The sequence below is a fragment of the Telluria mixta genome (genome assembly GCF_029223865.1).
In the GTDB taxonomy this organism is placed as follows: Bacteria; Pseudomonadota; Gammaproteobacteria; order Burkholderiales; family Burkholderiaceae_D; genus Telluria; species Telluria mixta.
Genome location: NZ_CP119520.1, coordinates 1,845,802 through 1,864,348 on the forward strand (window position 1 = coordinate 1,845,802; position 18,547 = coordinate 1,864,348).

17 protein-coding genes are annotated in these 18,547 nt (G+C 65.3%); 11 read left to right on the top strand and 6 right to left on the bottom strand.

The genetic code is table 11. The annotated features are described in order from the left end of the window. Positions 1 to 274: 274 nt before the first annotated feature. Positions 275 to 1,171 carry a PEP-CTERM sorting domain-containing protein gene (locus P0M04_RS08155; RefSeq protein ID WP_259448390.1) on the top strand — a complete coding sequence of 299 codons (897 nt, stop codon included), beginning with the start codon at positions 275 to 277 and terminating at the stop codon, positions 1,169 to 1,171. A 66-nt stretch (positions 1,172 to 1,237) separates the two neighbouring features. Here P0M04_RS08155 and P0M04_RS08160 read toward each other — a convergent pair whose 3' ends face one another. The 6 genes from P0M04_RS08160 to P0M04_RS08185 form a co-directional block, all read right to left on the bottom strand. After that, a complete protein-coding gene (locus P0M04_RS08160) occupies positions 1,238 to 2,320 on the bottom strand; it encodes a nucleotidyltransferase domain-containing protein (protein ID WP_259448391.1) in 1,083 nt (360 codons plus the stop codon). Further along, positions 2,317 to 3,234 carry an HprK-related kinase A gene (locus P0M04_RS08165; protein ID WP_259448392.1) on the bottom strand — a complete coding sequence of 306 codons (918 nt, stop codon included), beginning with the start codon at positions 3,232 to 3,234 and terminating at the stop codon, positions 2,317 to 2,319. Before P0M04_RS08165 ends, P0M04_RS08160 begins: the two co-directional genes overlap by 4 nt. Further along, a complete protein-coding gene (locus P0M04_RS08170; RefSeq protein ID WP_259448393.1) occupies positions 3,228 to 3,494 on the bottom strand; it encodes an HPr-rel-A system PqqD family peptide chaperone in 267 nt (88 codons plus the stop codon). Before P0M04_RS08170 ends, P0M04_RS08165 begins: the two co-directional genes overlap by 7 nt. 18 nt (positions 3,495 to 3,512) lie before the next feature. After that, on the bottom strand, positions 3,513 to 4,133 hold the full coding sequence (locus P0M04_RS08175) for a hypothetical protein (RefSeq protein ID WP_259448394.1): 621 nt from the start codon (positions 4,131 to 4,133) through the stop codon (positions 3,513 to 3,515). 191 nt (positions 4,134 to 4,324) lie between these two features. Next, entirely contained in the window at positions 4,325 to 4,954 is a 630-nt protein-coding gene (locus tag P0M04_RS08180) for an XrtA/PEP-CTERM system exopolysaccharide export protein (RefSeq protein WP_259448395.1), read from the bottom strand. A gap of 132 nt (positions 4,955 to 5,086) precedes the next feature. Further along, a complete protein-coding gene (locus tag P0M04_RS08185; RefSeq protein WP_259448396.1) occupies positions 5,087 to 5,884 on the bottom strand; it encodes a S1C family serine protease in 798 nt (265 codons plus the stop codon). Between the two features lie 370 nt (positions 5,885 to 6,254). Between P0M04_RS08185 and P0M04_RS08190 the strand changes: the two genes are divergently transcribed. From P0M04_RS08190 to P0M04_RS08235, 10 genes are all read left to right on the top strand, one after another. Further along, positions 6,255 to 7,799, top strand: a complete 1,545-nt coding sequence (locus P0M04_RS08190; RefSeq protein WP_259448397.1) for an XrtA system polysaccharide chain length determinant — start codon at positions 6,255 to 6,257, stop codon at positions 7,797 to 7,799. Between the two features lie 16 nt (positions 7,800 to 7,815). After that, positions 7,816 to 8,751 carry an XrtA-associated tyrosine autokinase gene (locus P0M04_RS08195; protein ID WP_259448398.1) on the top strand — a complete coding sequence of 312 codons (936 nt, stop codon included), beginning with the start codon at positions 7,816 to 7,818 and terminating at the stop codon, positions 8,749 to 8,751. Then, positions 8,732 to 10,297: a TIGR03016 family PEP-CTERM system-associated outer membrane protein gene (locus P0M04_RS08200; protein WP_259448399.1), complete on the top strand. Its 1,566-nt coding sequence runs from the start codon at positions 8,732 to 8,734 to the stop codon at positions 10,295 to 10,297. Before P0M04_RS08195 ends, P0M04_RS08200 begins: the two co-directional genes overlap by 20 nt. A 17-nt stretch (positions 10,298 to 10,314) precedes the next feature. Then, positions 10,315 to 11,385 carry an XrtA/PEP-CTERM system-associated ATPase gene (locus P0M04_RS08205; RefSeq protein ID WP_259448400.1) on the top strand — a complete coding sequence of 357 codons (1,071 nt, stop codon included), beginning with the start codon at positions 10,315 to 10,317 and terminating at the stop codon, positions 11,383 to 11,385. Then, entirely contained in the window at positions 11,382 to 12,260 is an 879-nt protein-coding gene (locus tag P0M04_RS08210) for an XrtA system polysaccharide deacetylase (protein ID WP_259448401.1), read from the top strand. Before P0M04_RS08205 ends, P0M04_RS08210 begins: the two co-directional genes overlap by 4 nt. 109 nt (positions 12,261 to 12,369) lie before the next feature. Continuing rightward, on the top strand, positions 12,370 to 13,353 hold the full coding sequence (locus P0M04_RS08215; protein ID WP_307734390.1) for a FemAB family XrtA/PEP-CTERM system-associated protein: 984 nt from the start codon (positions 12,370 to 12,372) through the stop codon (positions 13,351 to 13,353). Positions 13,354 to 13,356: 3 nt separating this feature from the next. After that, a complete protein-coding gene (locus P0M04_RS08220; RefSeq protein ID WP_259448403.1) occupies positions 13,357 to 14,559 on the top strand; it encodes a TIGR03087 family PEP-CTERM/XrtA system glycosyltransferase in 1,203 nt (400 codons plus the stop codon). Further along, positions 14,550 to 16,100 (top strand): exosortase A, encoded by a 1,551-nt coding sequence (xrtA, locus tag P0M04_RS08225; RefSeq protein WP_259448404.1) that lies wholly within the window; start codon positions 14,550 to 14,552, stop codon positions 16,098 to 16,100. Before P0M04_RS08220 ends, xrtA begins: the two co-directional genes overlap by 10 nt. A gap of 33 nt (positions 16,101 to 16,133) precedes the next feature. Further along, positions 16,134 to 17,351, top strand: a complete 1,218-nt coding sequence (locus P0M04_RS08230) for a TIGR04063 family PEP-CTERM/XrtA system glycosyltransferase (protein ID WP_259448405.1) — start codon at positions 16,134 to 16,136, stop codon at positions 17,349 to 17,351. 13 nt (positions 17,352 to 17,364) lie between these two features. Then, positions 17,365 to 18,531: a TIGR03088 family PEP-CTERM/XrtA system glycosyltransferase gene (locus P0M04_RS08235; protein ID WP_259448406.1), complete on the top strand. Its 1,167-nt coding sequence runs from the start codon at positions 17,365 to 17,367 to the stop codon at positions 18,529 to 18,531. The last annotated feature ends 16 nt before the right edge of the window (positions 18,532 to 18,547 follow it).

An 18,547-nucleotide genomic window follows, 5' to 3' on the forward strand; every position in this document is an offset into this window, starting at 1 on the left:
GCCGCGGTTTTTTTTTGCGTATCTCGATTTCCCTACGATATGAACGATTCCCGCTGAGCATTCTTTCTTAAAATCATCTAAAAACTTTACGTCAGGACACATAAAAAATCGGAATTTTTTACAGTTCCGCATCAACGGCTCCACGTTTTCCACCTAAGTCCTTGATTTATAAAAATAAGTAAAAACTGGCACGGGGATTGCATTAAGTGGGAACAAGCCCGCAGAACGCGGAGCTTATACCGAACAACTTAATAAGCATCCACTTGGAGCCAACATGAAGAATTCGTTCCGCAAATTGATTCCGGTTGCAGCCGCACTCGGATTCGCATTCGCTGCATCGTCGGCACAAGCATTCACTCTGCAAGACGGTAGCGGCGGTGTCTACGCTACCGACGTGACCAGCCTGGACTGGAACTCGACCGGCAGCGGCGTTGCCAAGGGGATCCCGAGCGCTGCGCAGCTGACCCAAGGCCGTACATTCGACTTCCTGTACCAAGCCAACCTGTCCGCCGTCAACGGCAACACGACCGGCAACTTCCGCGGCAACCTGGACTCCACGGCAAACGGCGCCCCGAACGACTCCTCGGCGTTCGAATTCACGATCGTGGCAAAGCTGAGCGAATTCGTGAAAACGTCCAGCACGTCGGGCACCACGCTGAACGCAAGCTTTGGCCTGAACAACACCCCGGGCGCGAATAAAGTCGCCATCTACTACGACACCAAAGCCAATGCCTTCACCAGCACCGGCACCGGTTTCGATGACGGCATCATGGTCGCCCTGCTGACCGTCGATCCGACCAGCACCCTGTCGACGTTCACCACCGACAGCGCCACCGGCATCGGTCTGGGTTCGACCAAGATGACCGCTTCGATCCTGGAGGCAGGTGACTTCATCGACCAGAACTACCTGGCCGGCCTGACGAATGTGACCTTCAAATACGACTCGAACCTGAACCTGCCGGCCGGCGACTCGCTGACCAACGGCTTCCACAAAGGTGGCGACGCGCTGTTCCCGGACTACAGCGTGACCCCGAGCGACCTGGTGTTCAAGGTCGACGGCGCCTTCTCGGTCGAGAACGGCCGCGTGCCGGAACCGGGCAGCATCATGCTGCTGGGTATGGGCATGCTGGGCCTGGTCGGCGCCAAGCGCCGCCGTGCTCCGAAGGCCTGATTCAGACAGGCAGCAGTACCATGCAAAACCGCGGCCTCGGCCGCGGTTTTTTTACGTCCCGACGGGTCAGGCCGTCTGCGTGTCGTTCTTCCCGCTGAGGAACGCTTTATGGAACAGATGCCGGGCCAGCAGCAACGGCGGCATACGCAGCCAGTTCCCGCGCACATACAAGGCAAAGTGCGCCGCGTCGCTGAAGGCGTCCGCGCAACTCGCATGCAGCGGCAGCAGCGCGCGCCCGAACAACCGGTCCATCAGCCACAGCAGGGCTGCGTTCGGCCCCTCCGGCGCCACCGCCGCCTGGACTGCCGGCGGGACAACGGTGCCGAGCAGGCGCGGACAATAACGCAGCGCATAGAACAGCGGACGCCCAAGCTCGAGCTCGCGCGCCCGCGCCGGCAGCGCTTCCCAGAACCCGGGTTCCTTGCCGAATTGCGTCAGCAGCCGGTGCAGGTCGACGAGGTCGCGCAAACCCTTGTCGAATTCGCCGTCGAAGAACAGGTGCACGGCACTGTGCAGGACCATGTCCGCCGGCGACAACGTGGCCAGATGCGGCTCGCCCGCGATCGGACGAGCGCTCGCGCGCAGCTTGACCGGATCCGGGCGCACGGGTGCCGTTTCCGGCAGGATCGCATGGTGCACGTCGATCGAGTTGGCGCGCCGGGCATGCTGCATCGGCGGCAGCTCGTGCATCCATTCCCGGTAGTAGCGCTGGTCGTACGCGTCGTGGTGGGTGGTGATCCAGCCGTGCATCATGAGCGCCGCCTCGACTTCGGGCAGGCGCCCTTTCGGCACGAGGATGTCGATGTCGGAAAACAGGCGGCCACGGCCGGCGTCCAGGCCCGCCATCGCATACGCGGCGCCCTTGAGCAGGATCAGCGGCAATCCCAGTCCATCGAGCGCCCGGCCGATCTGGCGGACTTCGTAGCGGGCCGCCTGGGCATGCCCGGCGGCGCCCACGCGCGTCCACTCCAGGTGCGCGCGCGGCGCCGCGGGGACGGTGTCCAGCAGGCCGGCATCTTCCAGCAGCACGAGCAGGCAGGCGTCGAGGTTGGCGGCATCTGCCTGGCGCAGCAGCAGGTCCCAGCCGGCGTCGTCCAGGCCCTGCACGATGCCCGGATCGCGCAACACGCGGATGAGCAGCGGCATCATGCTGCCCCCTGCGCCAGGCGTTCGAACAGCGCCATCGCCTCGGGCAGGCTGCTGTAGCGGAAGGTGTAGGCGTCGCTGGCGTCGATCAGCCGGCCGAGGGCCGTAAAGCCGCGCGCGCCCAGCACCTGGTAATTGAAACAGTTGTCGGCCACCTGCATGAAGGCGCGCGCCTTCGGCAGCGGGTCCAATGCGATGGCCGCGCCGGCCTCCCAGCGCGGGAACACGATACAGGCCGGCCGTGCGGGTTCAAAGGCACGGGCTATGCTCCCGGCCGGCGCCTTCAGATGGGCGATCGTCCCCTTGGTCGTTTCCTCCACGGGGCGGCTCAGTACGGCATCCGGACGGAACGCGCGGATGATGTCGATCGACGTATTCTTGAGGCTCACCGGACGCGGCAGCGGCACGAGGACACCGTCGTCGAGGTGCACGAGGGTCATCTCGTCCGACAGCAGGCGCCAGCCGTGGCCCAGCAGGGCAGCCGTCAGCGTGCTCTTGCCGGAGCCGGGCGGCGCCGGCAGGATGATGGCGCGGCCGTGTTTTTCCAGCACGGCCGCGTGGATGATCAGGTAGCCGTGGGCACGGTGCGAGACGCACCAGTTCATGGTCCATTCCAGCATCGGATACGCCTGCGCCAGCGGCAGGGGCTCGAACGGCGTGGTGCCGTCGTAAGCGAAATGCACTTGCGACCGGTACCAGCGGCGCAGGCCGCCCGAGCGCCGCAATTCGAGATGGAAGTCGACGAAGCCGCCCGCCGGCTCGACGGGATAATCCGCGTACATCAGCGCGACGCTGTCGATCAACGGCGGCACGTCGCTGCGGATGCGGTTGGTGAAGGGGCCCGTGCGCAGGACCAGACCATCACCGGACAGGCGCGCCGTGAGTTCGGCACGCGACAGCGAACCGACCGTCAGCATGGTTCGATCAGGTCCAGGCCGGCCAGCGCGGCCAGCATCTCGTCGATCAGGGACACGAGGTCGTCGTCGCCGGCATCGAAACGGTCGGCCAGGCGGCCGGCCAGTCCCGCCGCATCGGCGGGTTCGTCACGCAGGGCGAACAACAGGTCGAGCGCGGCGCCATCCAGCAGGTGGGTACTGCCCGACAAGTCGTTGTACAGCACGGCTTCCCCATCCCATTCCCGGCAGGCCAGCGCCTGGCCAGGCGTCAGACGCCACATGCGTTTCGCCGCCCCGCTTCAGTCGTGGATCGAGGCGAGGTAGTTGGCGACCTGGGCATTGTCCCAGTACACCCCGGCGGTCGGGCTGTAGCGGCCCGTCGTCTGCAGCTCGCTCCACATGGTCTGCAGGTCGTTGAGCTCGAGGAAACCGACCAGTTTCTGCTGGATGTTCAGGTAGGCCGCCACGAGGTGCATGCCGACGTTGTTCGTGTCGAACGGCTGCGGGTTCAGCATGTCTTCCAGCTTGGCGCAGAAGTACGAGCCCGGTTCGTAGTACTTGCCGTTGTCGTACGAGGCAGCCCGTACCGGACAGACCGAACCGGTGCTCGCCGCGTAAAAGACATCGGTGAACTTGAGGTCGCGCGACACCGGCCAGGCGTGCTGGGGCTGTTTCCAGTAGCCCGGCGACAGGCCATTGCAGGCTGGCGCCTTCGTCCCGTAATGGCTCGCGGCCAGGCCGTTCGACAGCGAGCCCGATGGAGACCGGCACACCATCGACGCCATCGCCGATTTGCTTTCCAGCGTCGCGAGTACCCCGGCGCCCATGCCGACTTTGGCCAGGCGGCGGCGAGCCGCGCCCTGTTTGGTCAAGGACGGCGCCGGTTCGATCTTGTCGTTATCTTGATGTTCGGTAGCCACGTGCGTTCCCCAAAATGTTGTCGCTCACTGAGGGCGACCAGTACCTGACCAAGCAAGTTTTGCGCCAGCATGCTGCCTGAAAGAAAAACTTACATTAAAATCAGATGCTTATTTTGGTGCCGTACCACCCAGCAACTACTATTGTATGTTGGAACGCCGGGTGGTGTAAAAAATATCGACGGCTTCTGTTGTCAGAAGAAGCTTTCCGGGATGACCAATACGTCGCCCGGACGCATCGGCACGTTGGCCGAGATGTCGCCGTCCTTGACCAGGTCGTCCAGGCGGACGTTGAAGCGCTGTTGTTTGCCATCCACGTTACGGATCAGGCTGGCGCGATTGCCGGCCGCGAACTCGGTGGTGCCGCCGACGGCGATCATCACATCCATCAGACTCATGTTGCGGCGGTACGCCAGCGCTTGCGGCTTGGTCGCCTGGCCGATCACGCGGATCTGCTCGTCGTAGTTGCCGACGAAGTTCGTGACGACGACGGTGACGACCGGCTGCTGGATATACTTGGCCAGGGCTTTTTCGATGTCGCGTGCGAGCGCCGTCGACGTCTTGCCGGCGGCCGGCAGGTCTTCGACGAGCGGCGTGGTGATCTTGCCGTCCGGACGCACCGGTACCGACATCGATACTTCAGGGTTGCGCCAGACGATGATGTTGACGGCATCGCCCGGCCCGATCAGATATTGGGAATCGGTCACCTGCGTCTCGATCGGCTGTTGTCCACCGCGCGTTGCGCAACCGCCCAGCGCGAGCGCACATGCAGCGGCGAATACGATCGCCGAATATTTCCCCAGGTTCGCCTTGTACTTGCCCACGTCAGATCCCTTTCGGTAAAGCCGTTGTTATAAAGCCATTAACAGCTTCCTATTGTATAACATAGTGCCAAACGAAAAGACTGCGCACAATACAAATTGTACTCGGTCATCACTCGCGTATCGCTTTTGTGCTCATTTTTTGCGCATTAGATCCCGCACAAAGTTCGCCGGGATCGCATACGTGATGCCGCTCGGCGCCGTGATCGCGGTCTCCTTCAATCCCTTCACGAACACGGCATTGATGACACCCACCACCTTGCCAGTGGCGGGATCGTAGACCGGGCTGCCGCTGTTGCCGGGATACGCGGTCCCGTCCAGCTGGAAGATATTGAAGGGCGCGCGCTGCAGGGCCGCGATCTGGCGCGGGTCGAGGTTGCGTGCGCCGATCGACGGCCGGACGATGGGCGTGATGGCCGCCAGCGTGGCACGGTGCGTGGCTGCATGCAGGCCGAGTGCCATGGCCAGCGGGAAGCCCGTCAATGCCAGCTCCTGCCCTTCCTGGACCGTGTCCGAATCGCCCAGCTCGAGCGCGGGCAAAGGCGTGCCGGACAGGCGCAGGTGGGCCAGGTCGTGTTCGTTGTCGCGTGACACCAGTTCGGCCGGGCGGAAGCGTACGCCTTCGCCGTCCGGCAGCACGATGCCGAGCTGCTCCATTTTGCCGTCGGTCGGCGCGGCCGGGACGACGTGGGCATTCGTGATGACGTCCAGGCCGTCGCCGACGATGAAACCGGTGCCGGTGAAGACGGTCGACGGACTGCGCGTCCGCTCGAATGTCCCGATGCCGACGACCGAACGTTTGATGACTGGCACGATGGGCCGCAGATCGGTCGCCATGGACTGGCCCGGCAGCGCGCCGGCCGCCAGGGTGACGACCGCCAGCAGGGCCGCCAGGTGCCGGTGCGGGGACTGGAACGTATTTCGAAACGGCATCAACCGTGCACCCCCTTTTGCAATTTAGACATTACAATAAAGCGTTAGAATTTGAAAAATTGCTCAAACGTAAGTCTACGCGATGCGATCGCTCAACGTCCGCTGTCGGCGTTGAAGGCATACAACGGTTTAACGATTTTTTATTAAATTCATGCTAATAATTCACGGGTATTAAGCAGAAAACCCCACGGTTCTCAGCTTGCTTGGTGGCATCTGTGTTGCAGATGAGGCACTCCCGAATGAGCTCACCATATTTTTCTCGCGCGTAATTGCAATTGCTCGGGGTACAAGCGATCATGCGAGGTATTTAATTATTTTTTGGGCCCCTCTTCCCTCTGGGTAATGGGTCGTTCATGGCGAGACTGACGAGATGGCAGAGATCACAGCCGTACTATTAAACTTCCTCAAGGCGATTGGCAAATACCGTTGGCATGCCATCGTCATTACCTGGGTTGTCGCACTGATAGGCTGGGCGGTCGTATTGCGCCTTCCCAATCAGTACGAAGCGTCGGCGCGCGTCTATGTCGACACCCAAAGCATCCTGAAGCCACTGCTTTCGAGCATGACGACGGTACCGAACCTGGAACAGCAGGTCATGTTCATGCGCCGCACGCTGATCAGCCGCCCGAACGTCGAGCGCCTGATGCGCATGGTCGATCTCGACGTCAAGGCCAAGGACACCAAGCAGCACGACAAGATCGTCGATGACCTGATGGCGCAGATCAAGGTGACCGGCACGGAGCGCGACGACATCTATACGATCACCTACGTCTCCGACAATCCGAAACTGGGCAAGGACGTCGTGTCGTCGCTGCTCACGATCTTCGTCGAGGGCAGCTTCAGCGGCAAGAAGCAGGATTCCGAAAAGGCGGTCCAGTTCATCGACGACCAGATCAAGACCTACGAGGAAAGACTGGCCGCGGCCGAGAACTCGCTGAAGGAATTCAAGCTCAAGAACCTGGGCATGCTGCCGCGTGAAGGCGGCGGTGGCGGGGACTTCGGCAGCCAGCTCACGGCGGCGACCGACCAGCTGAGCCAGGCCAAGCTGGAACTGGCCGAGGCGGAGCAGGCACGCAACGCGATCCGCCGCCAGATCGACGGCGAACCGGCCAAGCCGGGCACGGTGACGGTCGACCCGGCCCTCGTGGATCCGGAACTGGAAGCCCGTATCGGACAGGCCCAGAAAAACCTCGACAACCTGCGCCTGCAGTTCACGGAACAGCATCCGGACGTGATCGCCAACCGCCGCCTGCTCGAGCAGCTGATGGCGCAGAAGGCCGACCTGGCCAAGAACAAGAAGCGCAGCCTCGACCCGGGCGCCAGCTACAGCCCGATGCTGCAGCAGCTGAACGTGTCGCTGTCGCAGGCCGAGGCCCGCGTGGCGTCGATGCGTGCCCGCGTTGCGGAATTCGAGAACCGCGTAGCGCGCCTGCGTAACCAGAGCACGACGGCGCCGGAAATCGAAGCCCAGTTCGCCCAGCTGAACCGCGATTACAGCGTCAACCGCGAGAACTACCAGAAGCTGGTCGAACGCCGCGAATCGGCGCGCCTGTCGGGCGACCTGTCGTCCGCCACGGACATGCTGCAGTTCCGCGTGATCGATCCGCCGACCGTGCCGAACCATCCGACCGGCCCGAACCGCGTGCGCCTGTTCTCGCTGGTGTTCGGCGGCGCCCTCGTCGCCGGCCTGGCTGTCGCGTTCCTGATGAGCCAACTGCGTCCGACGTTCCTGAGCCAGAGCACGCTGCGCGACGTGACCGGCCTGCCGGTGCTCGGCTCGATCGGCATGAACTGGACGCCGGAACAGACCGTCAAGCGCCGTCGCCGCCTGGTCGCGCTCGCGGGCTCCGTGCTGCTGCTGTTCGGTGCCTATGGCATCGGGATGGCCGCGATCCTGGTCCGCCCCACGCTTTAAGATTAAGGAGTACACCGTGAGCATCATCGAAAAAGCGGCCAGCCGGATCGACCAGCAACGCCATGCACCCGCCGCCGCGCGGACGCCGGAAACGGCCGCCGTCGACGCCATCGAGGCGGCCGCCGCCGCGCCAGTCGCGCCCGTCGTGCTGGCGCCCGAACCCGCCGCGGCCCAGGCATCCGCAACCGCCGCCGCCGCCGAAGCACGTCCGGCGCAAAAATTCTCGACCCGCCGCGTCGAACTGGACCTGAACCGCATGCGCGACATGGGCATGGTCACCGCCGCCGGCGGCCGCACGCGCCTGCTGGAAGACTTCCGCGTCATCAAGCGTCCGTTGCTGCAGCGTGCCTTCGCGGAACGCGCGGAAGGCGAAAAGCCGGGCAACCTGATCATGGTGACGAGCTCCCTGCCGGGAGAAGGCAAGACCTATTGTGCGATCAACCTGGCGATGAGCATCGCGATGGAACTCGACCATACGGTACTGCTCGTCGACGCCGACGTCGCGCGCCCATCGGTGCTGCGCTCGCTCGGCCTGCCGGCGCACCGCGGCCTGATGGACATCCTGCTGGACGACAAGATCGACATGTCCGACGTCATGCTGCGTACCAACGTCGACACGCTGTCGATCCTGCCGGCCGGCACCAGCACGCCGCGCGCGACCGAGCTGCTGGCCAGCTCGGCCATGAGCACGCTGGTGGACGAGATCGCCCACCGCTATCCGGACCGCATCGTGATCTTCGACTCGCCGCCGCTGCTGCTGACGAGCGAATCGCGCGTGCTGGCCTCGCACATGGGCCAGATCGTCATGGTGGTCGAAGCGCAGACGACGACCCAGCACGCGGTCAAGGAAGCGCTGCACCAGCTGGAAGGCTACCAGAACGTCAATCTCATCTATAACAAGACCAGGGAGTTCCCCGGCATCGAAGAAACGTATGACTATCACTACGGCTGATTTGTCCGTCCGCCGCGTGCTCCGCCTCACGCCGCTCGCACTGGCGGCATTGTTGCTGTCGAACGAAGCGCAGGCGGACTGGCGGATCACACCCGCCATCCAGTTACGCGAAACGTATTCCGACAACCCCAGCAACCAGCCCGATGACCAGGCACGCGGCAGCTTCATCAGCGAAGCGGCGCCCAGCATCGGCGTCACTGGCACCAGCTCGCGCCTGAAGTTCCGTGCGAGCGCGGAATGGCGCAAATTCGTCTACAGCAACGACAACGTCGCCAACACGCGCAACAGCGACCGCCGCTACCAGGCGGCGGCGCAGGCCGTGGGCGTGAAGGATTGGCTGTACCTGGACGCCAGCGCCGGTGGTTCGCGCCAGGCGGTGTCGGCGTTCGGCCCGCTGCCGAACAACGCCTATACGGCCAACAACGGCGCCGACATCCGCACCTGGAGCGTCAGCCCGTACCTGCGCCACCAGTTCGGCTCGACGGCCTCGGCGACGGCCCGCTATACGCGCGATTCGGTCGAAGGCGGCAGGGGCAACGGTTTCGGCAACAGCCTGTCCAGCATGAGTACGGTCGATGTGGTCAGCGGCCCCGCGTTCCCCGATCTTGGGTGGAACCTGAATTATTCGCACCAAGACATGAACGCCCAGAACACGGGCAAGACGACGACCGAGAACAGCCTGGCGGGCCTGCAGTACCGAGCCACGTCGCACCTGAGCCTGACCTCCAGCGTCGGCTACGACAGCTACGAATACAAGGCGACCGCGCTGGCGCAAAGCACGCGCGGCCGCAGCTGGTCGGGCGGCTTCATCTGGCAGCCGTCGACCCGCACCCGCGTCGTCGCCTCAGTCGGCCACCGCTACTTCGGTAAGACGGGTTCGTTCGACGCCAGCTACCGCACGCCGCACAGCGTGTGGACGCTGAACTATTCCGACATCATCACGACGTCGCGCCAGCAATTCCTGCTGCCGGCCGCGGTCGATACGGCCACCATGCTGGACCAGATGCTCGTCACCAGATATCCCGATCCGGTGCAGCGCCAGCAGATCGTGCAGGCGTATATCGCGCAGGCGGGCCTGCCGCCCACGCTGCCCAGCGCAGTCCCCTACCTGAGCAACCGCTACCTGCGAAACAAGCGCCTGCAGGGCAGCGCCACGCTCCGCGGCGCGCGCAGCACGCTGCTGTTTACCGTGTTCAAGGATCGCATGAACGCCCTGTCGCTGCCGCAGGAAGACAGCGTCCTGCTGCCCTCGCAGCTGAGCTCCCTGAACAACGACACGAGCCAGCTCGGCGCCAGCGCGAACTTCGATTACCGGCTGTCCTCGCGGTCAGCGGCGCACGCCACCGTGTACGGCGTGAACATCAAGTCGCTGCAGACCGGCCTGACGAACGACATTCGCCAACTGAGCATGGGACTGAGCAGCCGTTTCGACACCAAGACCATCGGATCGCTCGACCTGCGCCACTCGACAGGCCGCGCCGGCGTATTCGACAACCGCGACTACCACGAGAATGCCATCGTGGCGACGCTTTCCGTCCAGTATTGAGCCCGCGGAGGCATACGATGTACGAGTCTTTTTACGGATTATCCGCCAAACCTTTCCAGCTGCGCCCGGACCCGCATTTCTTCTTCGGCAGCAAAGGCCACAAGCGCGCCATGGCCTACCTCGAGTACGGCCTGTCGCAGGGCGAGGGCTTCATCGTCATCACCGGTGAAGTCGGCGCGGGCAAGACCACGCTCGTGCGCAACCTGTTCAACCGGCTGCCGTCCGACCAGATCGTGGCCGCGCATATCGTCAACACGCACCTCGACCCGGACGACACGCTGCGCATGGTCGTGTCGGCCTTCGGCCTGCCGTACGAGGGCGCCAGCAAGACGGACCTGCTCACGCGCCTGGAAAAATTCCTGTGCGACGTCGACCACCAGGGCAAGCGCGCCCTGCTCGTGATCGACGAAGCCCAGAACCTGTCCGCGCGCACGGTCGAAGAGCTGCGCATGCTCTCGAACTTCCAGACCGACGACAAGTCGCTGCTGCAGACCTTCCTGCTCGGCCAGCCGGAATTCCGCGCCACCCTGCACAGCCCCGGCATGCAGCAGCTGCGCCAGCGCGTGATCGCCAGCTACCACCTGGGCCCGATGGATGCGCAGGAAACCCATGCCTACGTCGAGCACCGCCTCACGACCGTCGGCTGGAAGGGCGACCCGGCGTTCGACGACGGCGCGCACGCCGCGATCTACGCCTACAGCGGCGGCATCCCGCGCAAGGTCAACACACTGATGGACCGCGTGCTCCTGATGGGCTTCCTGGAAGAGATGCATGCGTTCGGCGAGCAGGACATCAACACTGTCGTGAAAGACATCAGCGAAGAATTCCAGGCGCCCGATCCCGTCGGCACGCCGGCGCCGGACACGCTGCCGGGCCATCTGCCCGAAGACGATGGCGACGCGGACTACAAGACCGGCCTGCGCACCATCGACCAGCGCATCGGCGAACGCCGCGCCAGCAGCGTCGAGGTGCTCGATGAGCGCATGATGCGCCTGGAGAAATCGATCGTTTCCGTGCTGTCGATCCTGAAGAAGATCGTCGCCACGCCCCAAGGGGCGGTAACCCACCCTATGGATAATCAAGAATGAACATGGTCGAACTCGCCCCGCGGCCCACGCCGGGACAACGCATCCGCAATGCGATGACCTGCGACGTCGAGGATTACTTCCAGGTCTCCGCCTTCGCGCCCTACATCGACCGCGCCAGCTGGCCGACCCGCGAATGCCGCGTCGAAGCCAACATGGACCGCATCCTCGCGCTGTTCGAACGCCACGGCGTGCGCGCCACCTTCTTCACCCTGGGCTGGATCGCCGAGCGCTATCCGCAGGTCGTGAAACGCATCGTCGCCGCCGGCCACGAACTGGCCAGCCACGGCTACGGCCACCTGCGCGCGTCGGACCAGACCCGCGCGGAATTCGCCAACGACATCCGCTCCGCCAAGGCGCTGCTGGAAGACATCGGCGGCCAGGCCGTGCTGGGCTACCGCGCGCCCAGCTTCTCGATCGGCCGCGACAACCTGTGGGCGCTCGACGAACTGCTCGACGCCGGCTACCGCTACAGCTCCAGCATCTACCCCGTCGTGCACGACCACTACGGCATGCCGGAAGCGCCGCGCTTCGCCTTCTACCCGAACGGCACCGACGGCCTGCTGGAAATCCCGATCACGACCGTGCAGATGATGGGCCGTAACCTGCCGGCCGGCGGCGGCGGCTACTTCCGCCTGCTGCCGTACGCGCTGTCGCGCTGGATGATGGCCAAGGTCAACCGCGAGGATGGCCAGCCCGCCCTGTTCTACTTCCACCCATGGGAAGTGGATCCCGGCCAGCCGCGCCCCGAAGGCCTCGGCGCCAAGGCCCGCTTCCGCCACTACATCAACATCGACCGGATGGAACGCCGCATCGAATCCCTCGCGCGCGACTTCGCGTGGGATCGCATGGACAACATCTTCCTGAACCGCCCATGAACTCGATCATCGAAGCCGCACAGGCCAAACGGGCCGCGCCCGTCATGGCCACTTCTCCCATGACGCTGCACCTGCTGCAACCGCACGACTACCCCGCTGGGACGCATTCGTGCGCGCCTGCCCGGACGCCACCTTCTTCCACCTGTCCGGCTGGCAGAAGGTGATCGAAGGCTCGTTCGGCATCAAGACCTGGTTTTATTACGTGCAGCAGGACGGCGAGATCCTCGGCGTCCTGCCCCTCGCCGAAATCAAGAGCCGCCTGTTCGGCCATTCGCTGGGCGCGATGCCGTTCTGCGTGTACGGCGGTCCCGCCGCGACGAGCGATGCCGCGCGCGGGATGCTCGACGAGGCCGCGCACGAACTCGCACAGAAGCTCGGCGTCGGCCACCTGGAATACCGCGGCATGCAGCGCTTCCACCTGGACGACGCCAGCTGGCACACGAAGGAACTGTACGTCACCTTCCGCAAGGAGATCACGGGAGACGACGAAGCGAACCTGAACGCCATCCCGCGCAAGCAGCGCGCGATGGTCCGCAAGGGCATCAAGCTGGGCCTGCGCGGCGAGGTCGACAACAACGTCGACCGCATGTTCGAGGCCTATGCCCGCAGCGTGCACCGCCTGGGCACGCCGGTGTTCCCGAAAAAATACTTCGCCATGCTGCAGGACGTCTTCGGCGACGAGTGCGAAGTGCGCACCATCGTCACGGACGACAACCGCCTCGTGGCCGCCGTGCTGTCGTTCTACTGGCGCGACGAAGTCGTGCCCTACTATGGCGGCGGCATGGACCTCGCGCGCGAAGTGGCCGGCAACGACTTCATGTACTGGAACCTGATGCAGGCCGCCGCCGCGCGTGGTTGCCGGCTGTTCGACTTCGGCCGCAGCAAGCTGGGTACCGGCGCCTACGATTTTAAAAAGAACTGGGGCTTCACGGCGCAGCACCTGCCGTACGAGTACAAGCTGTACGGCGCGACCGCGCTGCCGGACAATAACCCGCTGAACCCGAAATACCAGCTGTTCATCAAGATGTGGAAGAAGCTGCCGCTCCCGGTGGCGAACTTCATGGGCCCCTACATCGTCCGTAACCTGGGATAAGCGATGGAAGACCTGCTGCTGCTGATCCACCGGATCCCGTACCCGCCCAACAAAGGCGACAAGATCCGCTCGTACCACCTGCTCAAGCACCTGGCCCGGCACTACCGCGTGCACCTGGCCACGTTCGTGGACGACCCTGACGACTGGCAGTACGTGCCGCACGTCGAGGCGCTGTGCGCCAGCAGCCATTTCGCCGGCATGAAGCCCCTGCTGGCGCGCGTGCGCAGCCTGCAGGCGCTGGTGAAGAACCGCTCGCTCTCGCTCGAGTACTACCGCGACCCGTCGCTCGCGCGCTGGGTCGACGACACCGTCGCGAAACACAAGATCGAGCGCGTGCTCGTGTTCTCGTCGGCGATGGCGCAGTACGCCGACCCGTACCGCTCGGCGCGCCGCGTCGTCGACTTCTGCGACGTCGACTCGGACAAGTGGAGACAGTACGCCGAACAGAAATCGTGGCCGATGAGCTGGCTGTACCGCTACGAGGCGCGCCAGCTGCTCGCGTACGAACGCCGCGTGGCACGCGACTACGATGCGTCGCTGTTCGTCTCCGCGCCCGAAGCGGACCTGTTCCGCCAGCTGGCGCCGGAAAGCACGGCCAAGATCGGCCACTTCAGCAACGGCGTCGACACCGACTACTTTTCGCCCGACCAGCCGCATGCGAATCCGTACACGCCGGGTGAACGCGCCCTCGTGTTCACGGGCGCGATGGATTACTGGCCGAACGTGGATGCCGTGCAGTGGTTCGCGGCCGACGTCTTCCCGCAACTGCGCGAGCGCTTCGGCGACGTGAAGTTCTACATCGTCGGCTCGCGCCCGGCGCCGGCCGTGCAGGAACTGGCGAAGCTGCCCGGCGTCGTCGTGACGGGCACCGTGCCGGACGTGCGGCCGTACATCGCGCATGCCGCCGTGTCGGTGGCACCGCTGCGCATCGCGCGCGGCATCCAGAACAAGGTGCTGGAAGCGATGGCGATGGCGACGCCGGTCGTCGTGTCGCCGCAGGCGCTGGAAGGCATCGACGCCGTACCGGGCAGCGAACTGGTACTGGCCGAGGATGCCGGCGCCTTCGTCGACGCCGTGAGCACGCTGCTGACCGGCCAGGACAGCGCGGCCGCCGCGATCGGCGCCGCCGCCCGCGCCAAGGTCCAGCGCAGCTACAGCTGGTCCAGCAACCTGGCCTGCATTGGGGAGAGTCTCGAATGTTCCTGAAACCGCCGCCCGGCGTCATCAACGCCACGTCCGCCCCCATCTCGCGCCAGGCCTCGGCGCTGATCGTGCTGGCCCTGCTCGCGCCGTTCCTGCTGTACCTGGGCACCGTGCGCTCGATCGTCTCGGTGTGGAACAGTTCCGAAACCTTCGCCCACGGCTACGTGATCCTGCCGATCAGCCTGTGGCTCATCTGGCGCCGGCGCGAGAATTTCAGCCTGTACCCGCCGAAGCCCTGGCCGCCCGCGCTGCTCCTGCTGGGCGTCCTCGGCGCCGGCTGGCTCGCGGCCCAGCTGGGCGAGGTGCAGGTCGTGTCGCAATACACGTTCGTCGCGATGTTCCCCGTCGCCGCGCTGGCCCTGTTCGGCCCGCGCCTGGCCGGCTCGCTCACCTTCCCCCTGCTGTTCCTGCTGTTCGCGGTGCCGTTCGGCGAGATCTTCGTGGGACCGCTGATCCAGTTCACGGCCGACTTCACCGTGTGGGCCGTGCGTGCCACCGGCATCCCCGTGCTGCGCAGCGGCACCCGCTTCGAACTGCCGACCGGTAACTGGTCCGTGGTGGAAGCCTGCAGCGGCGTGCGCTACCTGATTTCCTCGATCACGCTGGGCTGCCTGTACGCCTACCTGACGTATCGCTCGGCGACCCGCCGCGCCCTGTTCGTGGGCCTGTCTGTCATCGTCCCCATCATCGCCAACGGCCTGCGTGCCTACATGATCGTGATGATCGGCCACCTGTCCGGCATGGAGCTGGCGACGGGCGTCGACCACATCATCTACGGCTGGCTGTTCTTCGGCCTCGTCATGTTCGTCATGTTCTGGATCGGCAGCTTCTGGCGCGAAGACACCGCCCCGGCGCCGGCCGCCGCAGCCGCAGCCGCATCCGTGGCACGCACGGCCGGCATGCCGCCCCGCCTGCCGGCGATGGTGATCGGCGTCCTGCTCATGTGCGCGTTCTGGCCCGCGCTGGCGCTGATGGGCGAGCGCGCCAACCACGACCCGGTGCCCGTGCGCCTGGCCGACGTCGCCATCAGCGCGCCGGCGGCCGCCGACTTCGCCGACTGGAAGCCCTTCTACATGGAACCGGACGCGCGCTTCCACCGCGCCTACCAGGCCGGTGGCCTGCCCGTCAGCCTGACCGTCCTGTACTACCGCAACCAGAACAAGGACAAGAACCTGATCAGCTCCATGAACCGCCTGAGCGGCTACGAGGATGCCTGGCACGAGGTCGAAGGCACGTCGCGCCTTGAAACCGTCGCCGGTACGCCGGTGACGCTGCACGAAGGCATCCTGCGCACGCCGCAGAGTGCGATCATGGTCTGGTCCTTCAAATGGGTCGGCGGTCATTACACGGGCAGCGACCCCGCGGGCAAGCTGTGGCAGGCCGCGAACAAGGCGATGCTGCGCGGCGACGACGGTGCCGCCGTGATGCTCGCCGTCCCGTACGACAACGACAAGGAACGCGCGCGCGCCGCACTGCACCGCTTCCTGGCCGAACAGGGCCCGGCACTGGACCAGGCGCTGAACGCGACCCGCACCCGCCAATAACATAACGCGACAACGAAAACGGAAATCAAGACCATGCGTGTACTGCACGTCCTCGACCACTCGATCCCGCTGCACAGCGGCTATACCTTCCGCACCCGCTCGATCCTGCGCGAACAACGCGCGCTCGGCTGGGAAACCTTCCACGTCACCGGCGCCAAGCAGAATGCCGGCGACATGCTGGAAGAAACCGTCGACGGCCTGCACTTCTACCGCACGCCGGAATCGAAAGGTGCGCTGGCGAAGATGCCCGTGCTGAACCAGGTGAACGTGATCGACGGCCTGGCCAAGCGCCTGGCCGAGATCATCCCGCTCGTCAAGCCGGACGTCCTGCATGCGCACTCGCCGTCGCTGAACGCGATCGCCGCGCTGCGCGCCGGCAAGCGCTTCAACATCCCCGTCGTGTACGAAGTGCGCGCGTTCTGGGAAGACGCCGCCGTCGACCACGGCACGAGCACGGAAAACGGCCTGCGCTACCGCCTCACGCGCGCGCTCGAGACCTATGCGCTGAAGCAGGCCGACGCCGTCACCACGATCTGCGAAGGCCTGCGCAAGGACATCGTCGCGCGCGGTGTCCCGGCCGACAAGGTCACCGTGATCCCGAACGCGGTCGACATCGAAAAATTCTCGATGGGCGGCACGCCCGACCACGAACTGAAAGACAAGCTGGGCCTCTCCGGCTCGCGCCTGATCGGCTTCATCGGCTCGTTCTACGCGTACGAAGGCCTGGACGTGCTGCTGCGCGCCGTGCCGACACTCGTCGCGCGCATGCCGGACCTGCGCGTGCTGCTCGTCGGTGGCGGTCCGCAGGACGCGCAACTGCGCCAGATGGCGAAAGACCTGAACATCGCCGACAAGGTCGTGTTCACGGGCCGCGTGCCGCACGACCAGGTCAACAAGTACTACGACCTGCTCGACGTGCTCGTGTACCCGCGCCTGTCGATGCGCCTGACGGACCTCGTCACGCCGCTCAAGCCGCTGGAAGCGATGGCGCAAGGCCGCATCCTGGCCGCGTCCGACGTCGGCGGCCATCTGGAACTGATCGCCGACGGCAAGACCGGCGTGCTGTTCCGCGCCGACGATCCGGATTCGCTGGCCGACAAGGTCGGCGCCCTGCTCGCCGCGCAGGAGACTTGGCCGCAACTGCGCCAGGCTGGCCGCCACTACGTCGAGACGGAACGCAACTGGAAGGTCAGCGTGGGCCGCTATCCGGCGATCTACGGCCGTCTGACGAAGAAGGCGCTGGCTGCATGATGGAACTGCGACGATGAATGCACCGGCACATGCACTCGCCCCGGCCGGGGTCGATACCCGGCCGCTGGTCGTGCACCTCGTGTATTCGCTCGGCGTGGGCGGCCTGGAGACGCTGCTCGTCGACTGCATCAACCGCATGCCAGCGTGGCGCCACGCCGTCGTCTGCCTGACGGCCTACACGTCCTTTGCCGACCGCATCGCGCGCCGCGACGTCGAGCTGCACGCGCTCGGCAAGCCGCCGGGCCTCGGCCTCGGCACGCACCTGACGTTCTGGCGCCTGATGCGGCGCCTGCGTCCCGCCGTGCTGCACACGTATAACCTGGCCGCGCTGGAGTACGCGTTCACGGCGACAATGGCCGGCGTCCCCGTGCGCATCCACGCGGAACACGGCCGCGACGCGAGCGACCCGCACGGCCTGAGCCCGAAGCACAACTTCCTGCGCCGCCGCCTCGTTCCGTTCGTCGACCGCTTCATTCCCGTGTCCGAAGACCTGAACCGCTGGCTCGGCGACGTCGTGCGCATTCCGGCCGCGAAGACGCTGTTCATCAAGAACGGCGTCGACACGGACAGGTACGCGCCCGGCGGCACGCCCGCCGCGGATGCGCCGTTCGCCGCCGGCGACATCGTCATCGGCACCGTCGCCCGCGTGCAGGACGTCAAGAACCACCGCGCCCTCGTCGATGCATTCGCGCGGCTGCGTGCGCAGCTGCCGGATCTGGCGCCGCGCCTGAAGCTGGCGATCGTCGGCGACGGTCCGCTGCTGCCGGCCGTACACGAACAGGTCGCAAAGCTCGGTCTCGACGGCGCCGTGTGGCTGCCGGGCGCGCGCGCCGACATCGCCTCGGTGCTGCACACGTTCTCGATTTTCGCCCTGCCCTCGCTGGCCGAAGGCACGCCCGTCTCGATGCTGGAAGCGATGGCGTGCGGCCTGCCCGTCGTCGCCTCGCGCGTCGGCGGCATCCCGGAAGTCGTCGACGAAGGCGTGCAGGGCCTCCTGGTCCCGGTCGGCGACATCGATGCATTGACGGCCGCGCTGGCGCGCTACACGCAGGATGCCGACCTGCGTACCACCCACGGCGTTGCTGCCCGCGCGCGCGTGGAAGACCGTTTCAGCCTGCGCGCCATGGTGGCCGCGTACGGCGCACTGTACGACGGACTTTGCCGAAACAAGGCACACTGACGCGTTACCGTTTCAC

Bases quoted from the DNA above. Each gene is read 5' to 3' on its own strand.
- P0M04_RS08155 (WP_259448390.1), top strand. From the start codon at position 275: ATGAAGAATTCGTTCCGCAAATTGATTCCGGTTGCAGCCGCACTCGGA.
- P0M04_RS08160 (WP_259448391.1), bottom strand. From the start codon at position 2,320: ATGATGCCGCTGCTCATCCGCGTGTTGCGCGATCCGGGCATCGTGCAG.
- P0M04_RS08165 (WP_259448392.1), bottom strand. From the start codon at position 3,234: ATGCTGACGGTCGGTTCGCTGTCGCGTGCCGAACTCACGGCGCGCCTG.
- P0M04_RS08170 (WP_259448393.1), bottom strand. From the start codon at position 3,494: ATGTGGCGTCTGACGCCTGGCCAGGCGCTGGCCTGCCGGGAATGGGAT.
- P0M04_RS08185 (WP_259448396.1), bottom strand. From the start codon at position 5,884: ATGCCGTTTCGAAATACGTTCCAGTCCCCGCACCGGCACCTGGCGGCC.
- P0M04_RS08190 (WP_259448397.1), top strand. From the start codon at position 6,255: ATGGCAGAGATCACAGCCGTACTATTAAACTTCCTCAAGGCGATTGGC.
- P0M04_RS08200 (WP_259448399.1), top strand. From the start codon at position 8,732: ATGACTATCACTACGGCTGATTTGTCCGTCCGCCGCGTGCTCCGCCTC.
- P0M04_RS08205 (WP_259448400.1), top strand. From the start codon at position 10,315: ATGTACGAGTCTTTTTACGGATTATCCGCCAAACCTTTCCAGCTGCGC.
- P0M04_RS08210 (WP_259448401.1), top strand. From the start codon at position 11,382: ATGAACATGGTCGAACTCGCCCCGCGGCCCACGCCGGGACAACGCATC.
- P0M04_RS08220 (WP_259448403.1), top strand. From the start codon at position 13,357: ATGGAAGACCTGCTGCTGCTGATCCACCGGATCCCGTACCCGCCCAAC.
- xrtA (WP_259448404.1), top strand. From the start codon at position 14,550: ATGTTCCTGAAACCGCCGCCCGGCGTCATCAACGCCACGTCCGCCCCC.
- P0M04_RS08230 (WP_259448405.1), top strand. From the start codon at position 16,134: ATGCGTGTACTGCACGTCCTCGACCACTCGATCCCGCTGCACAGCGGC.
- P0M04_RS08235 (WP_259448406.1), top strand. From the start codon at position 17,365: ATGAATGCACCGGCACATGCACTCGCCCCGGCCGGGGTCGATACCCGG.